The following is a 25,464-nucleotide window of genomic DNA, read 5'->3' as shown; positions in this document are numbered from 1 at the left end:
GAGATCACGAACATGCTTTTTTCCCGCAACCCATTTGCTTCAACATCCAAGCGTCACCTGCTGTTGGTTGCCGCCGGGTTCAGCACCGTATTGACCGGTTGCGCGACCTCTCCGGTGTCCAAGGTCGCCTCCACCACCAAGGTCGAGTACTACCCGAGCTGCTACGAGCCGGTGCAGCACCTGCGCGCCACTGATTCGGACATGACCAAGTCGGTGGTCACCGGTGCCGCCCTGGGCGCTGCTGGCGGTGCCTTGCTCGGCGCCCTGACCGGCGACGGCGACAACCGTGGTCGCAATGCGGCCATCGGTGCGGCCGGTGGTGCCCTGGCCGGTGGTGCCGCCGGTTACTACACCGAGCGCCAGAAGCAGATCGCCGATGACAATCAGCGCATCGCTTCCTACGCCGCCGACGTCAACAAGAGTGCTGCCGACATCGATCGCAGCACCGCCTACGCCCGTGCTTCGCAGACCTGCTACCAGCGTGCCTTCGACAGCCTGATCACTGCCCGCAAGGCCAACAGCATCAATGATGTGGAAGGGCGCAAGCGCCTGGCGGAGATCGTCAGCGGCCTGAAAGAGTCCAATGACCTGATCGCCGCGGTGAACGGCCGGGCCAGCGAAGACCTGAGCAAGTACAACCAGGCCTACGAGCAGGATCTGCAGCAAGTGGGCGTGCAACGTACCGACGTGGTGAAAGTTGCCACCGCCGACACCACCCCGGTGACCACCACCGGTGGCAGGAAGAAGCAGCAGAAGGTCAAGCAACCCAAGCTGCCGACTGTACCGACGGAAGCGGTGAGCACCGAGAAGTCGATCCAGCAGGCCAAGACCAAGCAGGCCGAGAGCAACAAGGTCGCTACCACCGGCCAGACCCAGGTCAACAGCATGTGCAAGAGCCCGGACCTGGGTGATTGGGCACCGGTGCCTTGCCCTAACGTGTGAGTCAGTGATTGTCTGACAAGATGTAGCGATAAGCGTTGAACGCCAGTCGATCTCCGAGTAATCGAGCAGATCGGCTGGCGCTCTTCGAGTTACAGGTTAAACTGCGGCGGCCATCCAATAATTCCACTGAGGCGCCGTGCATGAAATTCCGTTTTCTTCTCTGGGTGCTTGGCCTGTTGATGGGCAAAGCCAGCCGCAACAATCCTGCTTTTCAGCAACAGTTGGGTGACAAGGAACTGGTATTCCAGTTGCAGACGCTCGACGGCAAGGTTGCTCGACACTTCTTCGTCAAAGACCAGCGCGTGACCAGTCGTTCGGGGTTCTATCCGGAGCCGGCGTTCGCCATTGCCTTCAAGGATGCCGCTTATGGCTTCGCCACGATGCAGGCGAAGAACAAGCAGTTGGCGTTCATGACCGGGATTCAGGACAAGTCGATTCAGATCAAGGGCAATCCGGCGCTGGTGATCTGGTTCCAGGGCCTGACCAAGTATTTGAAACCGAAGAAGGCCAAGCCCAAGGCTTGAGGGTGGGACTTCGCCGGCTAGCCGGCGAATGGGGTCAGGCCTGGCTGAACTGCGAAGCCAGTTCCCGCAGCAGCACTTCCGCTTCCAGCACTTTGCTCACCACGTCTTCGGCCTTGTCACGGCTCAGGCCCAGGCGCTCGAACAGGGCGTCGGGAATTTCCTCGTGGGGGCCGGAACCGATGCCACGGCTGCGCAGCAGGCGCACCGCCAGGCACACCAGATTCGGGTACTCGGCGTAGGCGCCGTCGTAGCTCGGGTCGTGCTGGAAGCGCAGGGCGGTGGACAGCTCGTCCGGCATGTCCCAGTAACGCATCAGCCAGGAACCGATCTGTTCGCGGCTGATGCCCAGCAGGTGCTGCTCGACATAGCTGTGGCACAGGTGCGGGTTGACCTCCAGGTGCCGGCAGATCAGCGAGAAGTGCGGTGGGAATACGTGGGCCAGCAGCAGGTAGCCGAAGTTGTGCAGCAGGCCGGCGAGGTAGGTCAGGCCGGCTTCCGGGCGCTGTGCGCGGGGCATGGCGCGGGTCAGGCCTTCGATCACCGCGGCGGTGTAGATCGATTGCTGCCAGTAGGGAGTGGCGTGCTGCGGCTGGTCCTTGGGCAGGCTCAGGGTCTTGCCCAGGGCCAGGCCCAGGGCGAGGTTGATCACCAGGTCAAAGCCCAGCACGCGGACGATGGCGTCCTCCACCGAGCGGATCTTGCCCGGCGACGCGTAGTAGGGCGAGGCGGCCCAGCTGACCACTTGCGCGGCCAGGGCCGGGTCGGTCTCCACCACGCCGGTGATGTCGTCGATGGTGGCGTTGGGGTCGACCCGCAGCTTGATGATCTTCTGCGCGGTTTCCGCCAGCGGTGGGATCTCGATGGTGGCTTCCAGGCGTTGCTGGATACGCCGCGCGGTGAACGCCTGCATGGCCTGGGTGATTTCCTCGCGGTCGTCATCCGGGCGATCGAGGTTGGGGCGGATGCTGCTCAGGGGTTCGCCGAAATGCCCGGCGCTGGCCTTGTTGAGCATGCTCTTGAAGGCTTCGCTGGTGATTTCCAGAAGCACGCCCGGCTCGCCCGAATAGATCAGCAGGCTGGGTTCGCGCAGCAGGCTTTCTTCGTACAGGCAGGGGGAACTGGTGAGTGCCGGCAGGCCGGGCAGCAGGCTCAGGCTGTGTTTGCCGAGCATGCGCTCCAGGCGTTCGGTGGACACCGCGGTGAGACGGCGGCCGGTGAGTTCGGTGAGGCGGTTGAGGTCCAGTAGCTGGCTCTGCGGAAACAGCACCATCAGCGCGCCGACGGCATCGTCCAGCAGCACCGCCTGGACCTTGCGCGCAGCCGGCAGGCCCGGCTGGTCGAGCACTTCGTTGTAGCTGATGGCCAGCTTGCCGAGCAGCAACCGGATAACAGACGGAGCGTGTGGGGTTGCAATGTCGAGGGCAACTTCTGTCATGGTCTGGTATCCGTTTTTCTACAATTTGACGAGTATAACCAGCTTGGTTATGCCCATGGTCCATTAACTGAGCGTTGGTTCACACTTGGCCGTATTGCTGGCCGTGGCGCAGCCAGCGTTCCAGCAGCGGGCTCACATGGTCCGGCCAACGCTCCAGCAAGGCCTGCGCGGCGTCGCGCACGGCCGGTAGCAGGTCAGCGTCACGCATCAGGTCGGCGACCTTGAATTGCAGCAGGCCGGTCTGGCGGGTGCCGAGCATTTCCCCGGGGCCGCGCAGTTCCAGATCCTTTTCGGCGATGACGAAACCGTCGTTGGTCTCGCGCATGATGCCCAGGCGCTGCCGCCCGATTTGTGAAAGCGGCGGATGGTAGAGCAGCACGCAGTGGCTGGCGGCGCTGCCGCGTCCGACCCGGCCGCGCAGCTGGTGCAACTGAGCCAGGCCCAGGCGCTCCGGGTTTTCGATGATCATCAGGCTGGCATTGGGCACATCGACCCCGACCTCGATCACGGTGGTGGCCACCAGCAGTTGCAGGTTGCCGGCCTTGAACTCGGCCATCACCGCGGCTTTCTCCGCCGGTTTCATGCGGCCGTGAATCAGCCCCACCCGCAGTTCGCCCAGGGCGCTGGAGAGGTCTTCGAAGGTGGTTTCGGCCGCCTGGCAGGTGAGTTCTTCAGACTCTTCGATCAGGGTGCAGACCCAATAGGCCTGGCGCCCTTCGGCGCAGGCCGCGCGCACCCGCTCGATCACTTCGACGCGGCGACTGTCGGTCACCAGCACGGTGTTGACCGGGGTCCGGCCGGGGGGCAGTTCGTCGAGGATCGAGGTATCCAGGTCGGCGTAGGCGCTCATCGCCAGGGTTCGCGGAATCGGTGTGGCGGTCATGATCAGCTGGTGCGGACAGAGGCGGCCACCCACGCCTTTCTGGCGCAGGGCCAGGCGCTGCTGGACGCCGAAGCGGTGCTGTTCGTCGATGATCACCAGGGCCAGGTTCTTGAACTGCACTTCATCCTGGAACAGGGCGTGGGTGCCCACCACCATCGGCGCGCCGCCGGCAATCTGTTCCAGGGCCGCAGCGCGGTTCTTGCCCTTGAGCTTGCCCGCCAGCCAGGCGACTTCCAGGCCCAGGGGCTCGAGCCAGCGCTTGAAGGTAATGAAGTGCTGCTCGGCGAGGATTTCCGTCGGCGCCATCAGCGCCACCTGGTAACCGGCTTCCAGGGCCTGCAGGGCGGCGAGGGCGGCGACCACGGTCTTGCCGGCCCCAACGTCGCCCTGGATCAGGCGCAGCATGGGCTCCGGCTGGCTCAGGTCGTAGGCGATTTCGTTGCCGACTCGCTGTTGCGCGCCGGTGGGGGCGAAGCCGAGGTTCTTCAGGTATTTGGCCGGCAGCTTCTTGGCCAGGGGCAGCACCGGGGCGCGCTGGGAGCGCAGGCTGTCGCGCAGGCGTTGCTGGGACAGCTGATGGGTCAGCAGCTCTTCGAACGCCAGACGGTGCTGGGCCCAGTGGTGCCCCAGGGCCAGTTCGTCGACATCGGCGTCCGCCGGCGGGTGATGCAGGTAGCGGATCGCATCGTCCAGGGGCGCCAGCTGATAGTCGCGGGCCAGTTCTTCGGGCAGCCAGTCGGGCAGGCTACGCGGGCCCAGCAGCGCCAGGCTCTGCTGGCAGAGCAGGCGCAGGCGCTGTTGGGTCAGGCCTTCGGTCAGGGGGTAGATCGGCGTCAGGGTCTGATCCACCGGCGGCGGCTCGTCACCACTGATGGCGCGGTATTCGGGGTGGTAGATCTCCAGTCCTGAGGCGCCGGGTCGGGCTTCGCCGTAGCAGCGCACGCGGGTGCCGCGTTTCAGGCCGTCTTTCTGGGCGTTGCTGAAATGGTAGAAGCGCAGGCTCAGGCCGCCGGTGCCGTCTTGCAGGCGCACCAGCAGGCTGCGGCGTTTGCCCATGACCACATCGGCGCCGCTGACGGTACCTTCGATGACCGCATCCTGGCCGGGGCGCAGAGCGCCGATCGGCACCACTCGGGTACGGTCCTGATAGCGCAGGGGCAGGTGGAACAGCACGTCCTGAAGGTTCTCCAGGCCGACCTTGGCCAGCTTCTCGGCCATGGCTTCGCCGACGCCCTTGAGTGCCGTGACCGGCACTTTCGACAGCTCAGTCATTGCGCTTGCTTAGCTCGCGGCGGGCGGCTTGGCCACCGAGCACAGGCGGATCGAGTCGGCGAGGATCTCGATGGCCTTGGGCCGCGGGAAGCTGGCGCGCCAGGCGATGGCGACGGTGCGAAACGGCACCGGCGGGGTCAGTGGGCGGACTTCGATCACGCCGGGAGCGTAGTGATGGCTGTCCACTGCCGACAGCGGCAGGATCGAGATGCCCAGGCCGGAGGCGACCATGTGGCGGATGGTTTCCAGGGAACTGGATTCCACGGTGGTGTGCTTGGCGCCGTCGTTGCCCTTGGTCAGGGTCGGGCAGGCTTCCAGTACCTGATCGCGGAAGCAGTGGCCTTCGCCCAGCAGCAACAGGCTCTTATCGTTGAGCAGGCTGGCGTCGATGGTTTCCTTCTTGGTCCAGGAATGGCCGCTGGGCATCAGCACATAGAAGGGTTCGTCGTACAGCGGCAGGGTCAGGACATCGGCCTCGTTGAACGGGAGGGCGATGATGATGGCGTCCAGCTCGCCGTTGCGCAGTTTGTCGCGCAGGACGTGGGTGAAGTTCTCTTCGATATACAGCGGCATCTGCGGAGCGACCCGGTGCAGCTGGGGAATCAGGTGCGGGAACAGATAAGGGCCGACGGTGTAGATGGCGCCCACCTTCAGCGGTGCGGTCAGCTGGTTCTTGCCGGCCTGGGCCAGTTCGCGGATGCCTTGGGCCTGTTCCAGGACCTTCTGCGCCTGGGCAACGATGGTTTCGCCTACCGGCGTCAGGCGTACCGCGCTCTTGCTGCGCTCGAAAATCAGCACACCGAGTTCGTCTTCAAGCTTCTTCACGCCTACCGAAAGGGTCGGCTGGCTGACATGGCAACGCTCGGCGGCGTGGCCGAAGTGCTGCTCTTGGGCGAGGGTAACGATGTAGCGCAATTCTGTGAGAGTCATAGCGGGCGTCCATGAGGTTGCGGCCAAGCATAACGGCTGCAATCGATAGACGCACGTTATCAGACAGAGGGTGGAGTGCGACACCCGCCAATGTCTGCTTCAGGCTGCACAAGCGACAAGGGCACCCTGAGGTGCCCTTGCGTTGTATCAGCGGCGGCCGCGGCTTCTGTCGATCTCGTAGTTGTACGAGGCGGTGATTTCCACGCTGCCGTTGGTGAGCATGTCGGCCGGTGGCTTGGGCAGTGGCTGGGCCCGCCGGATCATGTCCAGGGTGGCCCGGTCCAGATCAGCGTTGCCCGAGCGTCCCACCAGCTCGTAGGACAGCACCTTGCCTTCGGCATCCACCACGAAGCGCAAGGAGTTGGTGCCTTCCTTGCCGCGCCGCTGGGCTTCGCCCGGGTAGCGCTTGTACTTCGCCAGGTGGGCCTGCAACTCACCCTGCCAGTTGGCCTTGGCGGCGGCCTGGGCCGGTGATGGGCCTGGGGTCGCTGGAGCGGGCTGCTTGGACGGCGACGGGGTTACCGGAGCGTCGCTGGGCTTTTCCTCGGAAGGTTTCTCCTTGGGCGGCTCGGGCTTGACCACCGGTTTTGGCGGCTGCGGCTTGGGCTTCTGCTTGGCCGGCTTGGGCACCGAAATAGTCGGCTTCGGTGCTTCGGCGAGCTTGGGCAGCGGCAGTTCTTCCACGGGCGCCGGCGGTTGCGGCGGGGTCACCACTTTCGGTGGTGCCGGGGGAGGCGGCACAGGGGCAGGCGCCAGTTCGACCACCATGGCTTGTGGTGGAATGGGCATCGGCTGTGGCTTGGACCAGTTGAGGGCGAGCAGGATCGCCACCGCATGGACGCCCAGCACCACCGCCAGGCTACCGCTGTAACGCGTCAGTCTTTGGCGCGTCGTGATCATTTCTTGGCTGCCGTCTCAAGTCCGACCAGGCCGACTTTCAGGTAGCCGGCGGCGCGCAGGGTGTCCATCACGCTCATCAGGTCGCCGTAGTCCACGCCCTTGTCAGCCTGGAAGAAGATCGTGGTGTCCTTCTTGCCCTGGGTACGGGCGTCAAGGATGGCCCCGAGGGTTTCGGCCTTGACCTCATCTTCACCCAGGAACAGACGCTGATCGGCCTTGACGCTGAGGAACACCGGTTTCTCTGGGCGCGGCGCCGGCTTGGCGCTGGAGGCAGGAAGATCAACCTTGATGTCCACGGTGGCCAGAGGGGCGGCCACCATGAAGATGATCAGCAGCACCAGCATCACGTCGATGAACGGCGTGACGTTGATTTCGTGGTTTTCGGCCAGGTCGTCGCCTGCGCCTTCTTTCAAATGCAAGCCCATGGCTGATTACCCCACTTTCACCATGTGCGGTTGTGCGGAGCGCTCGGTCGGCTGGTGATCCAGGTCACGGCTGACCAGCAGCAGGACTTCTGCCGAGGCGTCTGCCACCTGGGCCCGATAACCGGTGATGGAGCGAGCGAAGACGTTGTAGATCACCACCGCGGGAATCGCTGCGACCAGGCCCAGGGCGGTGGCCAGCAGGGCTTCGGCGATACCCGGGGCGACCACGGCGAGGTTGGTGGTCTGGGTTTTGGCGATGCCGATGAAGCTGTTCATGATGCCCCAAACGGTACCGAACAGACCGACGAACGGTGCGGTAGAGCCGATGGTGGCCAGTACCCCGGTGCCGCTGCTCATGTTGCGGCCGCAGGCGGCTACCAGGCGCTCCAGGCGGAAGCTGACCCGTTCCTTGATGCCTTCTTTCTCACGGCTGTTGGTCGACAGGCGCATTTCTTCCAGGGCGTCGTGCACCAGCAGGTGGGCGAGGGTGCCCTCCTTGGCGGCCGTGGCGCTGGCTTCTTTGAGCGTGGTGGCTTTTTTCAGGGCGGCGATTTCGCTGCGCAGGCGGCGCTTGGCGCCCAGCAGTTCGAAGCCTTTGGCGATCCAGATGGTCCAGGTGATGATCGAGGCGATGGCCAGCCCGATCATTACCAGTTTCACGATGATGTCGGCGTTCTGGTACATGCCCCACGGCGACAGGTCGTGGGCCATGCCCAGGCTGTTGTCGGCTTCGAGGACTTCGGGAGCGTCTTCAGCAAGCACTGGCTGGCCTTCGACCTGAGCCGGTTCGCCAGCCACTGGGGCGGCGGAGGGAGTTGCCGGGTTGGCAGCCGGAAGCTCGGCGGCCGGGGCCGTCGCGGTCGGTGCGGCGGCGGTGGCCGGTGCGTGTTGGTCGGCGAAGGCTGCGGTCGGTGCCAGCAGCAGGCTGCACAGCAGCGCTGCAACCGCGCTCACGGCGCGCAGTGGGCTTGGGCGTTTGGTTGGCGAGGCGGAGAGTTGATTGCTTGTCATGCTGGCCGGACCTGAGAGGAAAAAAGGGTGAAATGTCCTTCTAGGCCTCGCAGGGCCGAGAACAAAATGGGTGGGCATTATTGCAAGTAATTCTTGTTAACAGAAGTAATAGAGTATCTTTTTTTCCTTGATTGCTAGCCGTTCGTCCAGTGCCGAGGCTAGTCTTGACCTTTCTGAAAGGAGTTTTCTGATGTCCTTCCCCTCTGTTTTGATCGCCGGTTGCGGTGATGTCGGGAGTCGCCTGGCGACCCAATTGCTGGCCGAGCAATGGCAGGTTTATGGCCTGCGTCGCAACGTTTCGCGCTTGCCGCAGGGGGTGGTGGGTGTCGCCGCAGACCTGTTCAGCGAGCAATGTCCGGCCCAGTGGCCGCAAGCGCCCGTGGATTATCTGGTGTACTGCGCGGCGGCCACGGAGCATGACGAGGCCGGGTATCGTGCGGCCTATGTCGAGGGCTTGCAGCATGTCCTGAGCTGGCTCCAGCAGCATGGCCAGCAGCCCAAGCGCTTGTTGTTCGTGTCCAGCAGCAGTGTTTACGAGCAAAAGGGCGGCGAGTGGGTCGACGAGAACTCCCCGACCCTGACGACCGGCTACTCGGGCCGTTTGATGCTGGAGGCGGAGCAGGTGGCCTTGAACAGTGGGATTCCTGCCAGTCGGGTGCGTCTGACCGGTATCTATGGACCGGGCCGTGAATGGTTGCTGACTCAGGTGCGTCGCGGCTATCGGGTGGCGATTGATCCGCCGTTGTATGGCAATCGCATTCATGCCGACGATGCGGCGGGGTTGCTGGCGTTTTTGCTCAAGGCTGACCAGGGTGGTGCTGTCCTGGACGACTGCTATATAGGCGTGGATGACGCGCCTGCGCCTCTGGCGGAAGTGGTTGGCTGGCTGCGTGAACGCCTGGGCGTGACTGAGTGGTCCGATGATGCCAGCGTTCGGCGCACGGGCAGCAAGCGTTGCAGCAATGCCCGGGCCCGGGCCTTGGGCTGGGTGCCGCGTTACTCGAGTTATCGCGAGGGGTATGCGGAGATTCTTCAGGGCCAAGCTTGAACCGGGCTGTAGCCGCTACCGTTGGCAGCGGCTACAGGAGGGTCATTGTTTTTCCAGCAGCCATTGCTGACTGCCCGGTGTCAGCGAGGGCACTTCATCCGCCAGTGCGGTATTCACCGCCTGGAAAATTTCCAGCTGCTGATCCTTACGGACGAAGATCCAGGAGTTGCCCTGGCCATTGAGCTGCAGCCAGATGCTGTCGTTGCCACCGCTCATGGAGGCGCAGTCACCGGCCAGGCACAGGGCGTAGCGATCGGCGCCTGGCAGGCCTTGCACGGCGCCGTTGGCCTGGAACTGTACTTCGTTGCCCAGCCCCGGACCGCTGACGATTTTCCATTTGCCACCCAGATAGGCCGCATACAAGGCCCGCTCGAAGTTGGCGCCCAGTGGTGCGCCTTCAGGTGCCGGGTCTTTGGGCGTGGCAAACACTTGTTCAGGCTCGTTGTCGTTGGCCACTTGCAGCAATTGCTTGCCGTTGCGTTTGAGTTCGGTGGCGGCGCTGCCATAGAACTCGACCTTTGTGGTGTTTGAGCCGTCGCCGATGATCTTGCCTTCGATGGTCTCGAAGCCATTGGTGTAGCGTGCCTGGCCGGCTTTGGTGTTGAGTTCCCATTCCAGGTTCGGGCCGTAAGCCTGGAGGGCTTCACGCAAAGGGCCGCCCTTGGAGGCTGCGTCGATCGCTACCTGATTGATCCAGATGCCGCCTACATCGTTTTTGGCGGGGTCGCTGGCACAACCGCCGAGCAATAAGGCGAGCAGCGAAACAGCTAGCGCTTGGCGCATGACGAAATCCTTTCAGAACGAAAACGGCGCAGCCTGAAGAGCTGCGCCGCGGGTGTTACTCGATGACCAGAATGGCATCCATTTCAACCTGTGCGCCCTTGGGCAGGGCGGCCACGCCGATGGCGGCGCGGGCTGGGTAAGGCTGTTGGAAGTACTTGCCCATGATCTCGTTGACCTTGGCGAAGTGGCTCAGGTCGGTGAGGAAGATGTTCAGTTTGACGATGTCCTTGAACGAACCGCCAGCGGCCTCGGCTACCGACTTGAGGTTCTCGAAGACCTGGACGGTCTGGGCTTCGAAGCCCTCCACCAGTTCCATGGTTTTTGGATCGAGGGGAATCTGGCCCGACATGTAGACAGTGTTGCCCGCCTTGATGGCCTGGGAGTAGGTGCCGATGGCGGCCGGGGCCTTGTCGCTGGTGATAACGGTCTTGGTCATGAATGACTCCTTGTAATGGACGGGCTACGCGCGCATGCGGGTGATGCGGATGACCCCGGTCAGGGCGCGCAGTTTCTTGATCACGCGAGCCAGGTGCACGCGGTCGTGCACGCTGACCACCAGTTGGACCACGCTGATGCGACCATCGCGTTCGTCCATGCTGATTTTCTCGATGTTGCCGTCGGCGGCATTGACGCTGCTGGCCAGCAGCGCGATCAGGCCGCGCTGGTGTTCCAGCTCGACGCGCAGTTCGACGTTGAATTCGCCGGTGACATCCTTGGCCCAGGACAGCTGGATGCATTTTTCCGGGTTGTGACGGATTTCGCTGATATTGCGGCAGTTGTCCAGGTGCACCACCATCCCCTTGCCGGCGGACAGGTGGCCGACGATCGGGTCGCCGGGGATCGGCGTGCAGCATTTGGCGTAGCTCAGCACCAGGCCTTCGGTGCCGCGGATCGCCAGCGGGCCTTCCGGGCTCGGCAATTGTTCGCCTTCGCCCAGCAGGCGGCGGGCGACCACGTAGGCCATGCGGTTGCCCAGGCCGATGTCTTCCAACAGGTCTTCGATCAGCTCCAGGCGGTACTCCTGAAGAATCGCCTGGATACGCTCCGTCGGGATTTTTTCCAGGGAGCTGTCGAAGCCGTTGAGCACCTTGTTCAGCAGGCGTTCGCCAAGGCTGATGGACTCGGAGCGACGTTGCAGTTTGAGGGCGTGGCGAATGTGGGTGCGGGCCTTGCCGGTGACCACGAAGTTGAGCCAGGCCGGGTTCGGCCGTGCTCCCGGGGCGCTGACGATCTCCACGGTGGAACCGCTTTGCAGGGGTTCCGACAGCGGGGCCAGGCGGCGGTTGATCCGGCAGGCGATGCAGCTGTTGCCTACGTCGGTGTGCACCGCATAGGCAAAGTCCACCGCGGTGGAGCCTTTGGGCAGCTCCATGATCCGGCCTTTGGGCGTGAACACGTAGACCTCGTCCGGGAACAGGTCGATCTTCACGCTTTCGATGAATTCCAGGGAGTTGCCAGCGCGCTGCTGCATCTCCAGAACGCCCTTGACCCATTGGCGGGCGCGGGCATGGGTGCTTTTCGGCTGTTCGTCGCCACTGGATTTGTACAGCCAGTGAGCGGCGATGCCGTTGTTGGCCATTTCTTCCATTTCCCGGGTACGAATCTGGATCTCGATTGGTACTCCGTGCATACCGAACAGCGTGGTATGCAGCGACTGATAGCCGTTGGCCTTGGGAATGGCGATGTAGTCCTTGAAGCGCCCCGGCAGTGGCTTGTACAAATTATGTACAGCGCCGAGCACGCGATAGCAGGTGTCTACTTTGTCGACGATGATACGGAACGCATAGACGTCCATGATCTCGTTGAAGGCCCGGCGTTTGCCGCGCATCTTCTTGTAGATGCCATACAGGTGCTTCTGGCGACCGCTGACCTCGCCCTGTATGCCGTCGATGGCCAGGCAGTGGCTGAGGGACTCTTCGATCTTGTTGACGATTTCCTTGCGGTTGCCCCGGGCGCGCTTGACCGCCTGGTAGATCCGCGCGGAGCGCATCGGGTGCATCGCCCTGAAACCCAGGTCTTCGAATTCGATGCGGATGCTGTGCATGCCCAAGCGGTTGGCTATGGGAGCGTAGATCTCCAGGGTTTCCTTGGCGATTCGCCGACGTTTTTCGCCGGACAGCACTTCCAGGGTGCGCATGTTGTGCAGGCGGTCGGCCAACTTGACCAGGATCACGCGAATGTCGCGAGCCATGGCCATGGCCATCTTCTGGAAGTTTTCCGCCTGGGCTTCGGCCTTGGTCTCGAAGTTCATCTGGGTCAGTTTGCTGACCCCATCCACGAGTTCGGCCACGGTTTCACCAAACTGCGCACTGAGCGCTTCCTTGGCAATTCCGGTGTCTTCGATCACGTCATGCAGCATCGCGGCCATCAGGCTCTGATGGTCCATGTGCATGTCGGCAAGAATGTTCGCTACCGCGAGTGGGTGCGTGACGTACGCCTCGCCGCTGCGACGGCGTTGACCGTCATGGGCTTGTTCGGCGTAGAAATACGCTCGGCGGACCAGATTGACCTGGTCCGTGCCGAGATAGGTCGATAAGCGATCGGCGAGGGCGTCTATGCTCGGCATGATATCTCCTGCCGTAAGCTGTGATCCCGCGCCGTGCTACGTCGACCAGGCATAGGCTCAGACGGCCTCGTTGGACTCGTCCTCGAAAGCAGCAAAAAGCGGTTCATCTTCAACGATTTCGGCTTCGGCGATAGCTGCGTAGTCGATCAGGCCTTCAGCGATTTCGCGCAGGGCGACAACGGTAGGCTTGTCGTTTTCCCATGCTACTTTCGGCTCTTTGCCGCCGGTTGCCAGTTGACGGGCACGCTTGGTAGAGAGCATGACCAGCTCAAAGCGGTTATCCACGTGTTCTAGACAGTCTTCAACGGTTACGCGGGCCATGGTCTTCCTCGTAGCAAATGCAATATGCGCGCTGCCCGGATGGGCGAGCGGACTCAACAGTTTAAAAAATCACCAGCGTTTAGGGAAGCGCTGATTTTTTGACCAAGCTCTTCAACGCGCTGCAAGTGCCAATGTAAAGCGCTTGCAGCGGTTTTGGGAAGTGCTGTTTAACCAAGCAATTCAGCGAGCAGTTTGCCAAAGCGCTGCTGCTGACGTTTCTGTTGCAGCTGATTGGAGCGGAAAATCGCTTTCAGATCTTCCAGCGCGTGGGCGAAGTCGTCGTTGATGATCAGGTAGTCATAGTCGACGTAGTGGCTCATTTCGCTGACGGCTTCACGCATCCGCCCTTCGATGATTTCGTCGCTGTCCTGCCCGCGGTTGGTCAGGCGCTGGTGCAGGGCCTGCAGTGACGGCGGCAGAATGAAGATCGAGCGTGCCTGAGGCATGAGCTTGCGCACCTGCTCGGCACCCTGCCAGTCGATTTCCAGGATCAGGTCGTGGCCTTCGTCCAGGGTCTGCTGCAGGTGGCTTTGTGAGGTGCCATAAAGGTTGCCGAAGACTTCGGCGCGTTCGAGAAAGTCGCCGTGCTCGATCATCTTCACGAACTCGCTACGTTCGACGAAGTGATAGTTCACGCCATTCACTTCACCTGGGCGCATGGCGCGGGTGGTGTGGGAGACGGAGACGCGGATCTCCTGGTCGGCGTCGGTCAGGGCCTTGACCAGACTGCTTTTGCCCGCGCCCGACGGGGCGGAAATGATGTACAGGGTGCCGGTGCTGTGGGTCATGTCAGTTGCCTTACTCAATGTTCTGCACTTGTTCGCGCATCTGCTCGATCAACACCTTGAGGTTGACCGCAGCCTGGGTGCTGCGCGGGTCGAAGGCCTTGGAGCCCAGTGTGTTGGCTTCGCGATTGAGCTCCTGCATCAGGAAGTCCAGGCGCCGACCGGCAGCGCCGCCGGACTTGAGCACGCGGCGTACTTCGATGATGTGGGTGCTCAGGCGGTCCAGTTCTTCAGCGACATCGCTCTTCTGCGCCAACAGGACCATTTCCTGCTCGAGACGGGTAGGGTCCAGTTCGGCCTGCATGTCGGCGAAGCGGTCGAGGACTTTCTGGCGCTGGGTCGCGAGCATCTGCGGGACCAGCTCACGCAAGGTCGCCACGTCTTCTTCAATGGAGGACAGGCGCTCGTTGATCAGCCGGGCCAGTTCGGCGCCTTCGCGCTCGCGGCCATTCTTCAGGTCTTTCAGGCCCTGGTTGAACAGGGCCAGGGCATCGCTGTTCAAGGCTTGCGGGTCGGTGGCATCGGCCACCAGCACGCCGGGCCAGGCCAGGACTTCCAGTGGATTCAGGGCTGCCGGCTGCTTGATCAGGCTGGCGACGGTTTCAGCGGCGGCCACCAGTTGTGCCGCACGTTCACGGTCGACTTGCAGCGGCTTGCCGGTGGTCTCTTCAGTGAAGCGCAGGGTGCATTCGACCTTGCCCCGGGACAGGCCCTGGCGCAAGGCTTCGCGGACTGCGCTTTCGAGGTCGCGAAAGGCTTCCGGCAAACGCAGGTGCGGCTCCAGGTAGCGGCTGTTGACCGAGCGCAATTCCCAGCTCAGGGTGCCCTGAGTGCCGGCCCGTTCGACTCGGGCGAAGGCGGTCATGCTGTGCACCATGGAGGTACCTCCGATTCAGCGCCGGCACCAACCCCAGGAGGATTGAGCGGGCCTGATAGTGATGAATTGAAGCCGACAGGCTGCGAAGGCGCAGGATTGTAGCGCAGTGCGGCCGGAGGCCCCAATCCCTGGCGCTGACAATGGGCTGCAGGTCATCGCTACAGGACCGATCTGACGCGTAAATATGCCTTTGGCCGTTTTAGGCGTGCCCTGGCGCGGTTGCGGGCTTTATAATGCTCGGCAGTTTTCCGTCCTCGTACAGGTGTTCCCCTATGAAACGTCCAAGTGGTCGCGCTGCCGATCAGCTCCGCTCGATCCGCATCACCCGCAACTACACCAAACACGCCGAGGGATCTGTACTGGTCGAGTTCGGTGATACCAAGGTGATTTGCACTGTCAGTGTCGAGAATGGCGTGCCGCGCTTCCTCAAGGGACAGGGTCAAGGTTGGCTGACAGCCGAATACGGCATGCTGCCGCGGTCCACCGGCGAGCGTAACCAGCGTGAAGCCAGCCGTGGCAAGCAAGGCGGCCGCACCCTGGAGATCCAGCGCCTTATCGGTCGCTCCCTGCGCGCCGCCCTGGACATGTCCAAGCTGGGCGACATCACCCTGTATGTCGATTGCGATGTGATCCAGGCTGATGGTGGCACCCGTACCGCGTCGATCACTGGCGCGATGGTGGCTCTGGTCGACGCCTTAAAAGTGATCAAGAAGCGCGGTGGCCTGAAAGGCGGCGATCCATTGAAGCAGATGATTGCGGCAGTATCGGTGGGTATGTACCAGGGTGAGCCGGTCCTGGACCTGGATTACCTGGAAGACTCGGCCGCCGAAACCGACCTCAATGTCGTCATGACCAGCACCGGTGGTTTCATCGAAGTGCAGGGCACTGCCGAAGGTGCGCCGTTCCAGCCGGCCGAACTGAATGCGATGCTGGCCCTGGCCCAGCAAGGCATGAATGAAATCTTCCAACTGCAGCAGGCGGCACTCGCCGATTGATGGGCGCCGGTCTTCAGCAAGGAGAGCAGCATGAGTGATGAGCAGCTACCCCAGCCCACCCCGAGCCATGAAGTTCGGCAATGGGCAATGTTTTGTCACTTGTCCGCCTTGCTGGGGATCTGGGTTCCATTCGGTACATTGATCGGGCCGCTGATTCTTTGGCAGATGAAGCGCGAGACCGATCCCTTCATTGATGCACAAGGTAAGGAAGCGCTGAACTTTCAGTTGACTGTCGCTATCGCTTCGGCAGTCTGTTTCCTGCTGATGATCGTGATAATCGGTTTCTTTATGTTCGGCCTGCTGGCGATTGGTGCCCTGGTGTTGACCATCATCGGCGGAGTCAAGGCTGGAGAGGGAGTGCCATATCGGTACCCTTTCACCTGGCGCCTGATCAAATAGAGCGAGCACAAAAAAGCCGACTGTGATGTCGGCTTTTTTGTGGCTGTGAACGGACGCTTAGATGGTCAGTGTCCAGTCATAGTCCACGATCAGCGGCGCATGCTGCGAAAAACGCGGCTGACGCGGCAAGCGTGCGCTGCGGACAAAACGGCGCAGGCCGGGAGTCAGCAACTGATAGTCGAAGCGCGAGCCCAAGTTGAGCATCTCAGCCTGTTCGTTGTCCGGCCACCAGCTGTACTGGTCGCCTTCGCGACTGACTTCGCGCAGGGCATCGACATAGCCCATGTTGCCGATAATCTCGTCCATCCAGGCGCGCTCAGGTGCCAGGAAGCCCGGAGATTGCTGGCCGTCACGCCAGTTCTTGATATCCAGCTTCTGTTGCGCCACGTACAGCGAGCCACAATAAATGTACTCGCGACGTTTGCGTCGCTGCTTATCCAGATAGCGGGCGAAGTCGTCCATTAACTTGAACTTCTGGTTCAAGTCTTCATCGCCGTTCTGCCCTGATGGAAGCAGCAAGGTCGCGATGCTGACCTTGTCGAAATCGGCTTGCAGGTAGCGCCCGTAACGATCGGCTGTCTCGAAGCCGAGGCCGCTGATGACCGCCTTCGGCTGCAACCGCGAATACAAAGCCACACCGCCTTGGGCAGGGACTTCAGCATCGCAGGCATAAAGGAAGTAGCCATCCAGTTGGAAGGCTGGGTCGTCCAGTTCAAAGGCAGAGGCGCGGGTGTCCTGCAGGCAGATGACGTCGGCATTCTGTGCCTGCAGCCAACTGAGCAAACCACGCTCCACTGCAGCCTGAATACCATTGACGTTCACACTGATGATCCGCATAAATGGCCCCAAAAATCACGTGCGTGTATGATACCCGAGCTCTACCTAATTAGCTAAATCCGTGGTATCTGGGGTTTTTTCATGCAGGCGTATCAGCGCGATTTCATTCGTTTTGCCATCGATCGCGGGGTTTTGCGCTTCGGTGAGTTCACCCTGAAGTCCGGGCGCACCAGCCCTTACTTCTTCAATGCCGGCCTGTTCAACAGCGGTTCGGCCCTGGCCCAGCTGGGGCGTTTCTATGCGGCGGCGATTGTCGACAGCGGCATTCCCTTCGATGTGCTGTTTGGCCCGGCTTATAAAGGCATTCCCTTGGCAGCAGCCACTGCAGTGGCTCTGGCTGAACATCATCAGCGCGATCTGCCTTGGTGCTTCAACCGCAAGGAAGCCAAGGCGCACGGTGAAGGCGGTAGCCTGGTGGGTGCGCCATTGACCGGCGATGTGCTGATCATCGATGACGTGATCACCGCCGGCACGGCAATTCGCGAGGTGATGCAGATCATCGAGTCCCAGGAAGGCGCCAAGGCGGCAGGTGTATTGATCGCACTGAACCGCGAGGAGCGTGGCAACGGTGAGTTGTCGGCGATCCAGGAAGTCGAGCGTGACTTCGGCATTCCAGTGGTGAGCATCGTTTCCCTGACCCAGGTCCTGCAGTTCCTGGCGGACGATCCGGCGCTCAAGCAACATCTGCCGGCAGTGCAAGCCTATCGCGCGCAGTACGGAATCTGACACTGTAGGAGCCGGCTTACCGGTGAAGAGACCTTTGAGTCCTGAGTTGCGCGTGTGAGCGCCTTCCCTGGCAAGCCTGCTCCTACACGAGCCAGCTCCTACAAAGATTGCGTAAATAAAAAAGCCCCCGCCCGAGATACCGGGCGGGGGCTTTTTTGTGGCTGTCGCTTAAGGGCGCTTGCGGTTGCTGATCAGGGTGCCGACACCGGTATCGGTGAAGATCTCCAGCAGAATCGCATTGGGTACGCGACCGTCGATGATCAGGGAGCTGCCGACGCCACCTTGTACCGCTTCCAGGGCGCAGCGGATTTTCGGCAGCATGCCGCCGTAGATAGTGCCATCGGCGATCAGTTCGTCCACCTGCTGGGTGCTAAGGCCGGTCAGGACCTTGCCGGACTTGTCCATCAGGCCAGCGATGTTGGTCAACAGCATCAGCTTTTCAGCTTTCAGTGCTTCAGCCACCTTCCCGGCGACCAGGTCGGCGTTGATGTTGTAGGACTCACCGTTGGCGCCCACGCCAATCGGCGCGATCACCGGAATGAAATCGCCCTTGACCAGCAGGTTCAGCAGATCGGTGTTGATCCCGACCACTTCGCCCACATGGCCGATATCGATGATTTCCGGCGTGGTCATCTCTGGAGTCTGGCGGGTCACGGTGAGCTTTTTCGCACGAATCAGCTCGGCATCTTTACCGGTCAGGCCGATGGCGCTGCCGCCGTGACGGTTGATCAGGTTGACGATGTCCTTGTTGACCTGGCCGCCGAGGACCATCTCCACCACGTCCATGGTTTGCGCGTCGGTCACGCGCATGCCATCGACGAAGTGGCTTTCGATCGACAGGCGCTTGAGCAGGTCACCGATTTGCGGGCCACCGCCGTGCACCACCACCGGGTTGATCCCGACAGCCTTCATCAGGACGATGTCGCGGGCGAAGCCGGTTTTCAGCTCCTCGCTCTCCATAGCGTTGCCGCCGTACTTGATCACCAGGGTCTTGCCGACATAGCGGCGAATGTAAGGCAGCGCTTCGGATAGGACCTTGGCGGTATTGGCGGCGGCATCGCGTTCGATGGTCATTCAGGGCTCCGGTGCTTCAAACAGTCAAAACGGTAGTTGGAGGTCAGGTGCAACACGTTTCAGCTGGACGTGGAACACGTCCTTAATCCGCTGCAGCTCGGCTTCGTCATCAGCCTCGAAGCGCAGCACCAGCACAGGGGTAGTATTGGAGGCGCGAACCAGGCCCCAGCCCTTGGCATAGTCGACTCGCACCCCGTCAATGGTGGTCAGGTCAGCGCCTGCGCCCCACTGCGCGTCGTGCAAGGCATCAATGATGCTGAATTTGCTCTCTTCGGTCACATGGATATTGATTTCCGGCGTAGAAATATCGTTCGGGAAGGTCGCGAACAGCTCTTCTGCGGTGGATGTTTCCTTGCTGAGAATCTCCAGCAACCGTGCGGCGCTGTAAATGCCGTCGTCGAAACCGAACCAGCGCTCCTTGAAGAACACATGGCCGCTCATCTCGCCGGCCAGCAGGGCGCCGGTTTGTTTCATTTTCTTTTTGATCAACGAGTGACCGGTTTTCCACATTAGCGGGCGACCGCCATATTCCTTGATCAGCGGAATCAGGCGCCGAGTGCACTTGACGTCGAAGATGATCTCCGCATCCGGGTTGCGCGCCACCACGTCCTTGGCGAACAGCATCAGCAGGCGATCGGGGAAGACGATGCTGCCAGTGTTGGTCACCACGCCGACGCGATCGCCGTCACCGTCGAAGGCCAGGCCCAGGTCGGCGCCGGTTTCCTTGACCTTGGCGATCAGGTCTTCAAGGTTCTCGGGTTTGCCCGGGTCCGGGTGATGATTGGGGAAGTTGCCGTCTACCTCGCAGAACAACGGAATGACTTCGCAGTTCAAGGCCTCGATCAGTTGCGGAGCAATGACCCCGGCGGCGCCGTTGCCGCAATCCACCACGACTTTCAGGCGGCGAGCCAGCTTCACGTCTCGGGCGATCTCTTCGGCGTAGCGCGGCAGGATATCGACCTTGGTGATGCTGCCCTGGGCGCTGCTCAGGTTGTTGGTCTTGAGGCGCTGGTGCAGGGCTTGGATCTGTTCGTTGGCCAGGGTGTCGCCGGCGATGACGATCTTGAAACCGTTGTAGTTCGACGGGTTGTGGCTGCCGGTGAGCATCACCCCGGACTTGCCGGCCAGGACGTTGGCGGCGTAGTACAGGGCGGGGGTCGGCACCAGGCCGACATCGCTGACGTGGCAGCCGCTGTCGTGCAGGCCCTGAATCAGTTGCTCCACCAGCTCCGGGCCGGACAGGCGGCCGTCCCTGCCTACGCAGACGTTGGGTTCGCCCTGAGCCAGGCTCTGGGAGCCAACGGCGCGGCCGATCCAGTAGGCGGTCTCTGCGGTCAGGGTTTGCGGTACAACACCGCGGATGTCATAGGCGCGGAAGATGCTCTCGGGAAATGTCGGGGCGACTTTGGCTGCGTTGCTCATCACTGAGGGTGCTCCATTTGAAGAGGGGGCAGTACGGCCGGGGAAATGACGGGCCGGCGGGCTCAAACTGAAGGGTATGACGGCGTTTTCAGCGTAGAGTTCGTACTGTGTAAGTGCCATCTGGAGGGCACTTGCCGCTCCGCGGACGCTCAAGGGCCTGATTTGACGGGCCCGAGGGGGCATGCGGAAACCGGCGGTCATTTATCCTGAAGTGCCCTGCCGTCACCCTGGGGGCGGACCAGGTGTCCGGCCCCAGGGTGACGCAATCAGTGACTGCCGGAGTGGCCGAAACCGCCTGCGCCGCGCTGGCTTTCATCAAAAGCCTCAACCACTTCGAAGTGCGCCTGCACTACCGGCACCAGCACCAGTTGGGCGATACGCTCGCCGACGGCGATATTGAAGGCGGTCTGGCCGCGGTTCCAGCAGGAAACCATCAGTTCGCCCTGGTAGTCCGAGTCGATCAGGCCGACCAGGTTACCCAGCACGATGCCGTGTTTGTGGCCCAGGCCGGAGCGCGGCAGGATCAGCGCCGCCAGGCCCGGATCGCCAATGTAGACCGACAGCCCGGTCGGGATCAGCAGCGTCTGGCCTGGCTCCAGGATGGTGTCTTCCTTGAGCATGGCGCGCAGGTCGAGGCCGGCGGAGCCCGGCGTGGCGTACTGCGGCAGAGGGAATTCGTTGCCGATGCGTGGGTCGAGGATCTTGGCTTGTAGAGCGTGCATTGAAGTTAAACCTGGTTCAGCCGTTCGGCGATAAAAGAGATCAGTTGGCGGGCAATCTTGCCCTTGCTGGTCTGGGCGAAGAGAGTTGCGTGCAACTCCCGGTCAATCACGCTGCAGGCGTTTTCCTCGCTGTTGAAGCCAATGCTCGGGTTGGCTACGTCGTTGGCGACGATCAGGTCGAGGTTCTTGTCCTTCAATTTGCGTGCAGCGTAGTCGAGCAGATTTTCGGTTTCGGCGGCGAAACCGACACTGAATGGCCGATCCGGCCGCGTAGCGATGGTGGCCAGGATATCTGGATTGCGCACCATCTGTAGTAGCAGGCCGTCACCTTTCGTAGGGTCTTTCTTTAATTTCTGTGGGGCGACGACTTCCGGGCGGTAGTCCGCGACCGCCGCGGAGGCGATGAAAACGTCACACGGAATGGCCGCCTCGCAGGCCGCGAGCATGTCGCGAGCGCTGACTACGTCGATCCGAGTGACTCTGTCGGGGGTCGGCAGGTGCACCGGTCCGGTGATCAGGGTGACCCGGGCGCCGGCCTCGACGGCTGCCTCGGCCAGGGCGAAGCCCATTTTTCCTGAGCTATGGTTGGTGATGTAGCGCACCGGATCGATGTTTTCCTGAGTCGGCCCGGCGGTGATCAGCAAGTGTTTGCCGGTCAGTGCCAGGTGCTGGAAGCAGTCGGCGGCGCACAGCGCCAGATCGTTGGCTTCCAGCATGCGGCCCAGGCCGACGTCGCCACAGGCCTGGCTTCCGGAGGCTGGGCCGAAGACTCGCAGGCCACGGCTTTGCAGCAATTGGGTGTTGGCCTGGGTGGCCGGGTCGCGCCACATGGCCTGGTTCATCGCTGGAGCGATGGCGACGATGGCGTCCGTGGCCAGGACCAGGGTGGTCAGCAGGTCATCGGCGATGCCCTGGGCCAGGCGGGCGATCAGGTCGGCCGTGGCGGGGGCGATCAGCACCAGATCGGCCCATTTGGCCAGTTCGATGTGACCCATGGCGGCTTCGGCGGCCGGGTCCAGCAGGTCGAGGTGGACCGGGTGCCCGGAGAGGGCCTGCATGGTCAGCGGGGTGATGAACTCACTGCCGCCCCGGGTCATGACCACACGCACTTCGGCGCCCTGGTCGAGGAGTCGGCGAACCAGCTCCGCGCTCTTATAGGCGGCAATGCCGCCGCCGACGCCGAGCACGATGCGTTTCCGATACAGCCGCTGCATAGGCCTGTTTTTCCGTTAAGTGATTGCTGCGTGGCATGCCCCCTCCCCAGGTGAAATACCACGCAAAAAAGAGGGGGCTAAGATAGCACAGCGCCCGCTGCCGAACAGCGGCGCCATGCACAGGGAGGTGTGATGAGTATTCGTGATTGGCCTGCGGCGGAGCGCCCGCGGGAACGGCTTCTGGAGCAGGGCGCCATCAGCCTTTCCGACGCCGAATTGCTGGCTATTTTCTTGCGCACCGGGGTGGCTGGAAAAAGTGCGGTCGACCTGGCGCGGCACCTGTTGCATCGCTTCGGCAGCTTGCGCAGTCTGCTGGAAGCCGATCAGCTGACCTTCACCCGCCAGCTGGGATTGGGGCCGGCCAAGTACGCACTGTTGCAAGCGGTGTTGGAGATGGCGCGTCGGCATCTGGCAGAAAAACTCCACCGCCAGTCAGCCTTGGAAAGTCCGTTGGTGGTGCGCGATTACCTGAAGTCGATGTTGCGACATGAGCCCCACGAGGTGTTTGGCTGTCTGTTTCTCGACACCAAGCATCGGGTGCTGGCCTTTGAGGTGCTGTTCCACGGTTCCATCGACAGCACCACGGTGTACCCGCGACAAGTGCTCAAGCGCACCCTGGCGCATAACGCCGCAGCAGTGATTCTCTGTCACAACCACCCATCGGGTATCTCTGAGCCCAGCCCGGCCGATCGGGTGGTGACCCGGCGTTTGCAAGAAGCCCTGGAGTTGATCGATGTAAGGGTGCTGGATCACTTCATCGTGGGAGAGGGCGATCCGTTGTCCATGGCCGAGTATGGCTGGATCTGAAGGAAGCCAGCCTCAAGGTCGGTACTGACCCTGAAGCTGGCCGACGTGTCACTTGACGCTGACCTTCGAGTAATCCTGGCGGCCGAAGGGGCTCACTTGATAGCCCTCGACCTGTTTGCGGGTCAGGGCGAAAGCGGTCGGGTGAGCCAGAGGGAGCCACAGCGCTTGCTGCTGGATCTGGGTCTGGGCCTGCTGGTACAGCTTGCTGCGCACACCCTGTTCGCTGGTGGTCTTGCCGGCGGTAATCAGCTTGTCCAGGTTCTGATCGCAGTAGCGTGCGAAGTTGGTGCCGGATTTGACTGCTGCGCAGGTGAACTGTGGTGTGAGGAAGTTATCCGGGTCGCCATTGTCGCCGGCCCAGCCCATGAACAGCAGGTCATGTTCGCCGGCCTTGGCCCGGCGGATCAGCTCGCCCCATTCGATCACGCGGATTTCTGCCTGGATTCCCACTTGGGCCAGGTCCGCCTGCAGCAGTTGGGCGCCCAGGCTCGGGTTGGGGTTGAGCAGGCTGCCGGAAGGGCGGGTCCAGATTGTGGTCTCGAAGCCGTTTTTAAGGCCTGCCTTGGCCAGCAGCTGACGAGCCTTTTCCGGGTCGTGGGTGTAGCCCGGCAGCTCTTTGGCGTAGCTCCAGGTATTAGCCGGGTAGGGGCCATTGGCGGCCTCGGCGGTGCCTTCGAACACAGTCTTGAGGTAATGGGCCTTGTCAAAGGCCAGGTTGATCGCCTGGCGCACTTCGGGTTTGTCCAGGGGCGGATGCTGGCTGTTGATCGCAACGAAGGCTGTCATGAAGGCTGCCGTTTTCTCGATCTTCAGCGTTGGATCATCACTGGCGGCTTGTACGTCCAGGGGCTTGGGTGACAGGGCGATCTGGCACTCATTGCGCCGCAGTTTCTGCAGGCGCACGTTGGCGTCCGGAGTGATGGCGAAAATCAGGGAGTCCAGCGCCGGTTTGCCAGCAAAGTAGTCGCGGTTGGCCTTGTAGCGGATCGAGGCGTCTTTCTGGAAGCGCCCGAAAATGAACGGGCCGCTGCCGATGGGCTGGCTGTTGAGCTTCTCCGGGGTGCCGGCCTTGAGTAACTGATCGGCGTACTCCGCGGAGTAGATCGAGGCAAAGCCCATGCTCAGGGTGGGGAGAAAGGTCGAGTCGGCGTGATCCAGGGTAAAGCGCACCGTCAGCGGGTCCAGGGCGTCGATCTTCTTGATCAGGCTGGGCAACTGCAGGGATTGTGCGTGTGGGAAGCCGCTCTGGGCGATCTTGTGCCACGGGTGGGCTGGGTCGAGCATGCGCTCGAAGCTGAATTTGACGTCTTCGGCGGTCAGCTCGCGGCTGGGATTGAAGTAGTCGGTACGGTGAAACTTGACCTTGGGATGCAGCTTGAAGACATAGCTCAGGCCATCCGGTGAGACTTCCCAGCTATCGGCGAGGCTGGGGACCACCTTGCCGCTGACGGCGTCGAATTCCACCAGGCGGTTCATCAGCACGTCGGCGGACGCGTTGGTGGTGGTCAGCGAGTTGTACTGCACCACGTCGAAGCCCTCCGGGCTGGCTTCGGTGCAGACGCTCAACGCGGCGGCCTGGGCCAATGGGCTCAGAAGAGGGGCGAGCAGGAGCGGGAGGGCGGCAAGACGCATGGTCGGGTTCCTTGTGCAGATCGAAAGCCCATCTGCGAGTGCAGTCTGGAAATGCCTTACCCTAGTGGCCTCTTTGTAAAATGACTATCCCTTTTGTATTCGACATTGAAACCTGGGACGCGGTCAGGGCTGGAGCCGTGATTTTGTGTAGGGATGCCCGTGTTCAGCAGCAGATTTTTTCCCGAGGTTTCGAGAGAAATATATTCTGCGACGAGCGGTAGATTTCTGCGGTAGCCTTTGCCGCAGGCGTCCGGCGCAAGAAAATCAGGACTTTTCATCATCCTGCACACAGCGGCTGTTGTTGCTATGGGGTCTTTCTGGTATAAAGCAGCGCTCTTTTCTAGGGGCCCGGTTCCTTCGCTTGTAGGTGTAGCCGGTAAGACCCTAAAGAAACGCGGCGCCTGGCGCCAAATGACTGAGAGATTAAGCGGCCAACCCATGCCGGGTTGGGCATGTGGTTTTAGAGGGCTGAGGCATGTCTAGAGTCTGTCAAGTTACCGGTAAGGGTCCGGTGACTGGGAATAACATTTCCCACGCAAACAACAAAACCCGTCGTCGTTTCCTGCCGAACCTGCAGCATCACCGCTTCTGGGTTGAGTCCGAGAAACGCTTTGTGCGTCTGCGCGTATCTGCCAAAGGCATGCGTATCATCGACAAGCGCGGCATTGATGTCGTGCTGGCCGAAATCCGTCGCGATGGCGGCAAGGTTTAAGGGAGCTAATCATGCGTGAATTGATTCGTTTGATCTCGAGCGCCGGTACTGGTCACTTCTACACTACCGACAAGAACAAGCGTACTACTCCGGACAAAATCGAGATCAAGAAATATGATCCGGTTGTTCGTAAGCACGTGATCTACAAGGAAGGCAAAATCAAGTAATTGATTTTTCTTCTGACAAAAAAACCCGCCTTCAAGCGGGTTTTTTTGTGCCTGG

Annotated in this window: 26 protein-coding genes and 1 pseudogene; 9 read left to right on the top strand and 18 right to left on the bottom strand. The window is 61.7% G+C overall.

Annotated elements, in window-relative coordinates:
• The first annotated feature begins 12 nt into the window (after window positions 1–12).
• Together tagQ and ACMGF8_RS04130 are read left to right on the top strand one after the other, a co-directional pair.
• Entirely contained in the window at window positions 13–942 is a 930-nt protein-coding gene (gene tagQ, locus ACMGF8_RS04135; protein ID WP_102862278.1) for a type VI secretion system-associated lipoprotein TagQ, read from the top strand.
• A gap of 140 nt (window positions 943–1,082) precedes the next feature.
• Complete coding sequence (locus tag ACMGF8_RS04130; RefSeq protein ID WP_102862277.1) at window positions 1,083–1,466, top strand: helicase; 384 nt, start codon at window positions 1,083–1,085, stop codon at window positions 1,464–1,466.
• Window positions 1,467–1,500: 34 nt separating this feature from the next.
• Here the strand turns inward: ACMGF8_RS04130 and ACMGF8_RS04125 are convergent, their stop codons facing one another.
• From ACMGF8_RS04125 to exbB, 6 genes are all read right to left on the bottom strand, one after another.
• The gene (locus ACMGF8_RS04125; protein ID WP_102862276.1) at window positions 1,501–2,901 is read right to left on the bottom strand and encodes an aminoacyl-tRNA deacylase and HDOD domain-containing protein; all 1,401 of its coding nucleotides are present in this window, start codon (window positions 2,899–2,901) and stop codon (window positions 1,501–1,503) included.
• Window positions 2,902–2,980: 79 nt separating this feature from the next.
• A complete protein-coding gene (gene recG / locus ACMGF8_RS04120) occupies window positions 2,981–5,056 on the bottom strand; it encodes an ATP-dependent DNA helicase RecG (protein ID WP_102862275.1) in 2,076 nt (691 codons plus the stop codon).
• A gap of 9 nt (window positions 5,057–5,065) precedes the next feature.
• On the bottom strand, window positions 5,066–5,986 hold the full coding sequence (locus tag ACMGF8_RS04115; protein WP_102881293.1) for a hydrogen peroxide-inducible genes activator: 921 nt from the start codon (window positions 5,984–5,986) through the stop codon (window positions 5,066–5,068).
• A gap of 147 nt (window positions 5,987–6,133) precedes the next feature.
• The gene (locus ACMGF8_RS04110) at window positions 6,134–6,886 is read right to left on the bottom strand and encodes an energy transducer TonB family protein (RefSeq protein WP_102862273.1); all 753 of its coding nucleotides are present in this window, start codon (window positions 6,884–6,886) and stop codon (window positions 6,134–6,136) included.
• Window positions 6,883–7,311, bottom strand: a complete 429-nt coding sequence (gene exbD, locus ACMGF8_RS04105; protein ID WP_102862272.1) for a TonB system transport protein ExbD — start codon at window positions 7,309–7,311, stop codon at window positions 6,883–6,885. The genes ACMGF8_RS04110 and exbD overlap by 4 nt, the downstream gene beginning before the upstream one ends.
• Window positions 7,312–7,317: 6 nt before the next feature.
• A complete protein-coding gene (gene exbB / locus ACMGF8_RS04100; protein ID WP_416758767.1) occupies window positions 7,318–8,322 on the bottom strand; it encodes a tonB-system energizer ExbB in 1,005 nt (334 codons plus the stop codon).
• A 190-nt stretch (window positions 8,323–8,512) separates the two neighbouring features.
• Here exbB and ACMGF8_RS04095 point away from each other — a divergent pair, with 190 nt between their 5' ends.
• The gene (locus ACMGF8_RS04095) at window positions 8,513–9,370 is read left to right on the top strand and encodes an SDR family oxidoreductase (protein ID WP_416758765.1); all 858 of its coding nucleotides are present in this window, start codon (window positions 8,513–8,515) and stop codon (window positions 9,368–9,370) included.
• 42 nt (window positions 9,371–9,412) lie between these two features.
• On the opposite strand, the gene ACMGF8_RS04090 is transcribed toward ACMGF8_RS04095, so the two are convergent.
• The 6 genes from ACMGF8_RS04090 to ACMGF8_RS04065 form a co-directional block, all read right to left on the bottom strand.
• Window positions 9,413–10,153: a hypothetical protein gene (locus ACMGF8_RS04090; protein WP_115581209.1), complete on the bottom strand. Its 741-nt coding sequence runs from the start codon at window positions 10,151–10,153 to the stop codon at window positions 9,413–9,415.
• Window positions 10,154–10,208: 55 nt separating this feature from the next.
• Window positions 10,209–10,589, bottom strand: coding sequence for a RidA family protein (locus ACMGF8_RS04085; RefSeq protein WP_007921133.1), 381 nt, complete (start codon window positions 10,587–10,589; stop codon window positions 10,209–10,211).
• A 24-nt stretch (window positions 10,590–10,613) separates the two neighbouring features.
• Entirely contained in the window at window positions 10,614–12,719 is a 2,106-nt protein-coding gene (spoT, locus tag ACMGF8_RS04080) for a bifunctional GTP diphosphokinase/guanosine-3',5'-bis pyrophosphate 3'-pyrophosphohydrolase (protein ID WP_102862268.1), read from the bottom strand.
• Between the two features lie 57 nt (window positions 12,720–12,776).
• Entirely contained in the window at window positions 12,777–13,040 is a 264-nt protein-coding gene (rpoZ, locus tag ACMGF8_RS04075) for a DNA-directed RNA polymerase subunit omega (RefSeq protein WP_007921129.1), read from the bottom strand.
• 167 nt (window positions 13,041–13,207) lie between these two features.
• A complete protein-coding gene (gene gmk, locus ACMGF8_RS04070) occupies window positions 13,208–13,828 on the bottom strand; it encodes a guanylate kinase (protein ID WP_102862267.1) in 621 nt (206 codons plus the stop codon).
• Between the two features lie 10 nt (window positions 13,829–13,838).
• On the bottom strand, window positions 13,839–14,702 hold the full coding sequence (locus ACMGF8_RS04065) for a YicC/YloC family endoribonuclease (RefSeq protein ID WP_102862266.1): 864 nt from the start codon (window positions 14,700–14,702) through the stop codon (window positions 13,839–13,841).
• A 272-nt stretch (window positions 14,703–14,974) separates the two neighbouring features.
• Between ACMGF8_RS04065 and rph the strand changes: the two genes are divergently transcribed.
• Both rph and ACMGF8_RS04055 read left to right on the top strand, forming a co-directional pair.
• Window positions 14,975–15,697, top strand: coding sequence for a ribonuclease PH (gene rph / locus ACMGF8_RS04060; RefSeq protein WP_016964145.1), 723 nt, complete (start codon window positions 14,975–14,977; stop codon window positions 15,695–15,697).
• A gap of 30 nt (window positions 15,698–15,727) precedes the next feature.
• Entirely contained in the window at window positions 15,728–16,096 is a 369-nt protein-coding gene (locus ACMGF8_RS04055; protein ID WP_102862265.1) for a DUF4870 domain-containing protein, read from the top strand.
• Window positions 16,097–16,153: 57 nt separating this feature from the next.
• On the opposite strand, the gene ACMGF8_RS04050 is transcribed toward ACMGF8_RS04055, so the two are convergent.
• On the bottom strand, window positions 16,154–16,933 hold the full coding sequence (locus ACMGF8_RS04050) for an exodeoxyribonuclease III (RefSeq protein ID WP_102862264.1): 780 nt from the start codon (window positions 16,931–16,933) through the stop codon (window positions 16,154–16,156).
• Between the two features lie 81 nt (window positions 16,934–17,014).
• Between ACMGF8_RS04050 and pyrE the strand changes: the two genes are divergently transcribed.
• Entirely contained in the window at window positions 17,015–17,659 is a 645-nt protein-coding gene (gene pyrE, locus ACMGF8_RS04045; protein WP_102862263.1) for an orotate phosphoribosyltransferase, read from the top strand.
• 168 nt (window positions 17,660–17,827) lie between these two features.
• Here the strand turns inward: pyrE and argB are convergent, their stop codons facing one another.
• From argB to coaBC, 4 genes and pseudogenes are all read right to left on the bottom strand, one after another.
• The gene (gene argB, locus ACMGF8_RS04040) at window positions 17,828–18,733 is read right to left on the bottom strand and encodes an acetylglutamate kinase (RefSeq protein ID WP_011064225.1); all 906 of its coding nucleotides are present in this window, start codon (window positions 18,731–18,733) and stop codon (window positions 17,828–17,830) included.
• A 24-nt stretch (window positions 18,734–18,757) separates the two neighbouring features.
• Window positions 18,758–20,158 (bottom strand): annotated as a pseudogene (locus ACMGF8_RS04035) (phosphomannomutase/phosphoglucomutase); the annotation flags it as partial.
• 263 nt (window positions 20,159–20,421) lie between these two features.
• Window positions 20,422–20,877: a dUTP diphosphatase gene (gene dut, locus ACMGF8_RS04030; protein ID WP_102862261.1), complete on the bottom strand. Its 456-nt coding sequence runs from the start codon at window positions 20,875–20,877 to the stop codon at window positions 20,422–20,424.
• Window positions 20,878–20,882: 5 nt separating this feature from the next.
• Window positions 20,883–22,091 (bottom strand): bifunctional phosphopantothenoylcysteine decarboxylase/phosphopantothenate--cysteine ligase CoaBC, encoded by a 1,209-nt coding sequence (gene coaBC, locus ACMGF8_RS04025; RefSeq protein WP_102862260.1) that lies wholly within the window; start codon window positions 22,089–22,091, stop codon window positions 20,883–20,885.
• Between the two features lie 132 nt (window positions 22,092–22,223).
• Here coaBC and radC point away from each other — a divergent pair, with 132 nt between their 5' ends.
• Window positions 22,224–22,898: a RadC family protein gene (gene radC, locus ACMGF8_RS04020; RefSeq protein ID WP_102862259.1), complete on the top strand. Its 675-nt coding sequence runs from the start codon at window positions 22,224–22,226 to the stop codon at window positions 22,896–22,898.
• Window positions 22,899–22,946: 48 nt separating this feature from the next.
• Here radC and ACMGF8_RS04015 read toward each other — a convergent pair whose 3' ends face one another.
• The gene (locus tag ACMGF8_RS04015; protein ID WP_102862258.1) at window positions 22,947–24,530 is read right to left on the bottom strand and encodes an ABC transporter substrate-binding protein; all 1,584 of its coding nucleotides are present in this window, start codon (window positions 24,528–24,530) and stop codon (window positions 22,947–22,949) included.
• Between the two features lie 475 nt (window positions 24,531–25,005).
• On the opposite strand from ACMGF8_RS04015, the gene rpmB reads away from it, so the two are divergent.
• The gene (gene rpmB / locus ACMGF8_RS04010; RefSeq protein ID WP_011064219.1) at window positions 25,006–25,242 is read left to right on the top strand and encodes a 50S ribosomal protein L28; all 237 of its coding nucleotides are present in this window, start codon (window positions 25,006–25,008) and stop codon (window positions 25,240–25,242) included.
• Between the two features lie 11 nt (window positions 25,243–25,253).
• Window positions 25,254–25,409 carry a 50S ribosomal protein L33 gene (gene rpmG / locus ACMGF8_RS04005; protein WP_003177274.1) on the top strand — a complete coding sequence of 52 codons (156 nt, stop codon included), beginning with the start codon at window positions 25,254–25,256 and terminating at the stop codon, window positions 25,407–25,409.
• Window positions 25,410–25,464 lie beyond the last annotated feature (55 nt).

Source organism: Pseudomonas sp. BNK-7 (assembly GCF_048072025.1).
Classification (GTDB): Bacteria; Pseudomonadota; Gammaproteobacteria; order Pseudomonadales; family Pseudomonadaceae; genus Aquipseudomonas; species Aquipseudomonas danubii.
This window is presented reverse-complemented; position numbering and strand designations above follow the sequence as displayed.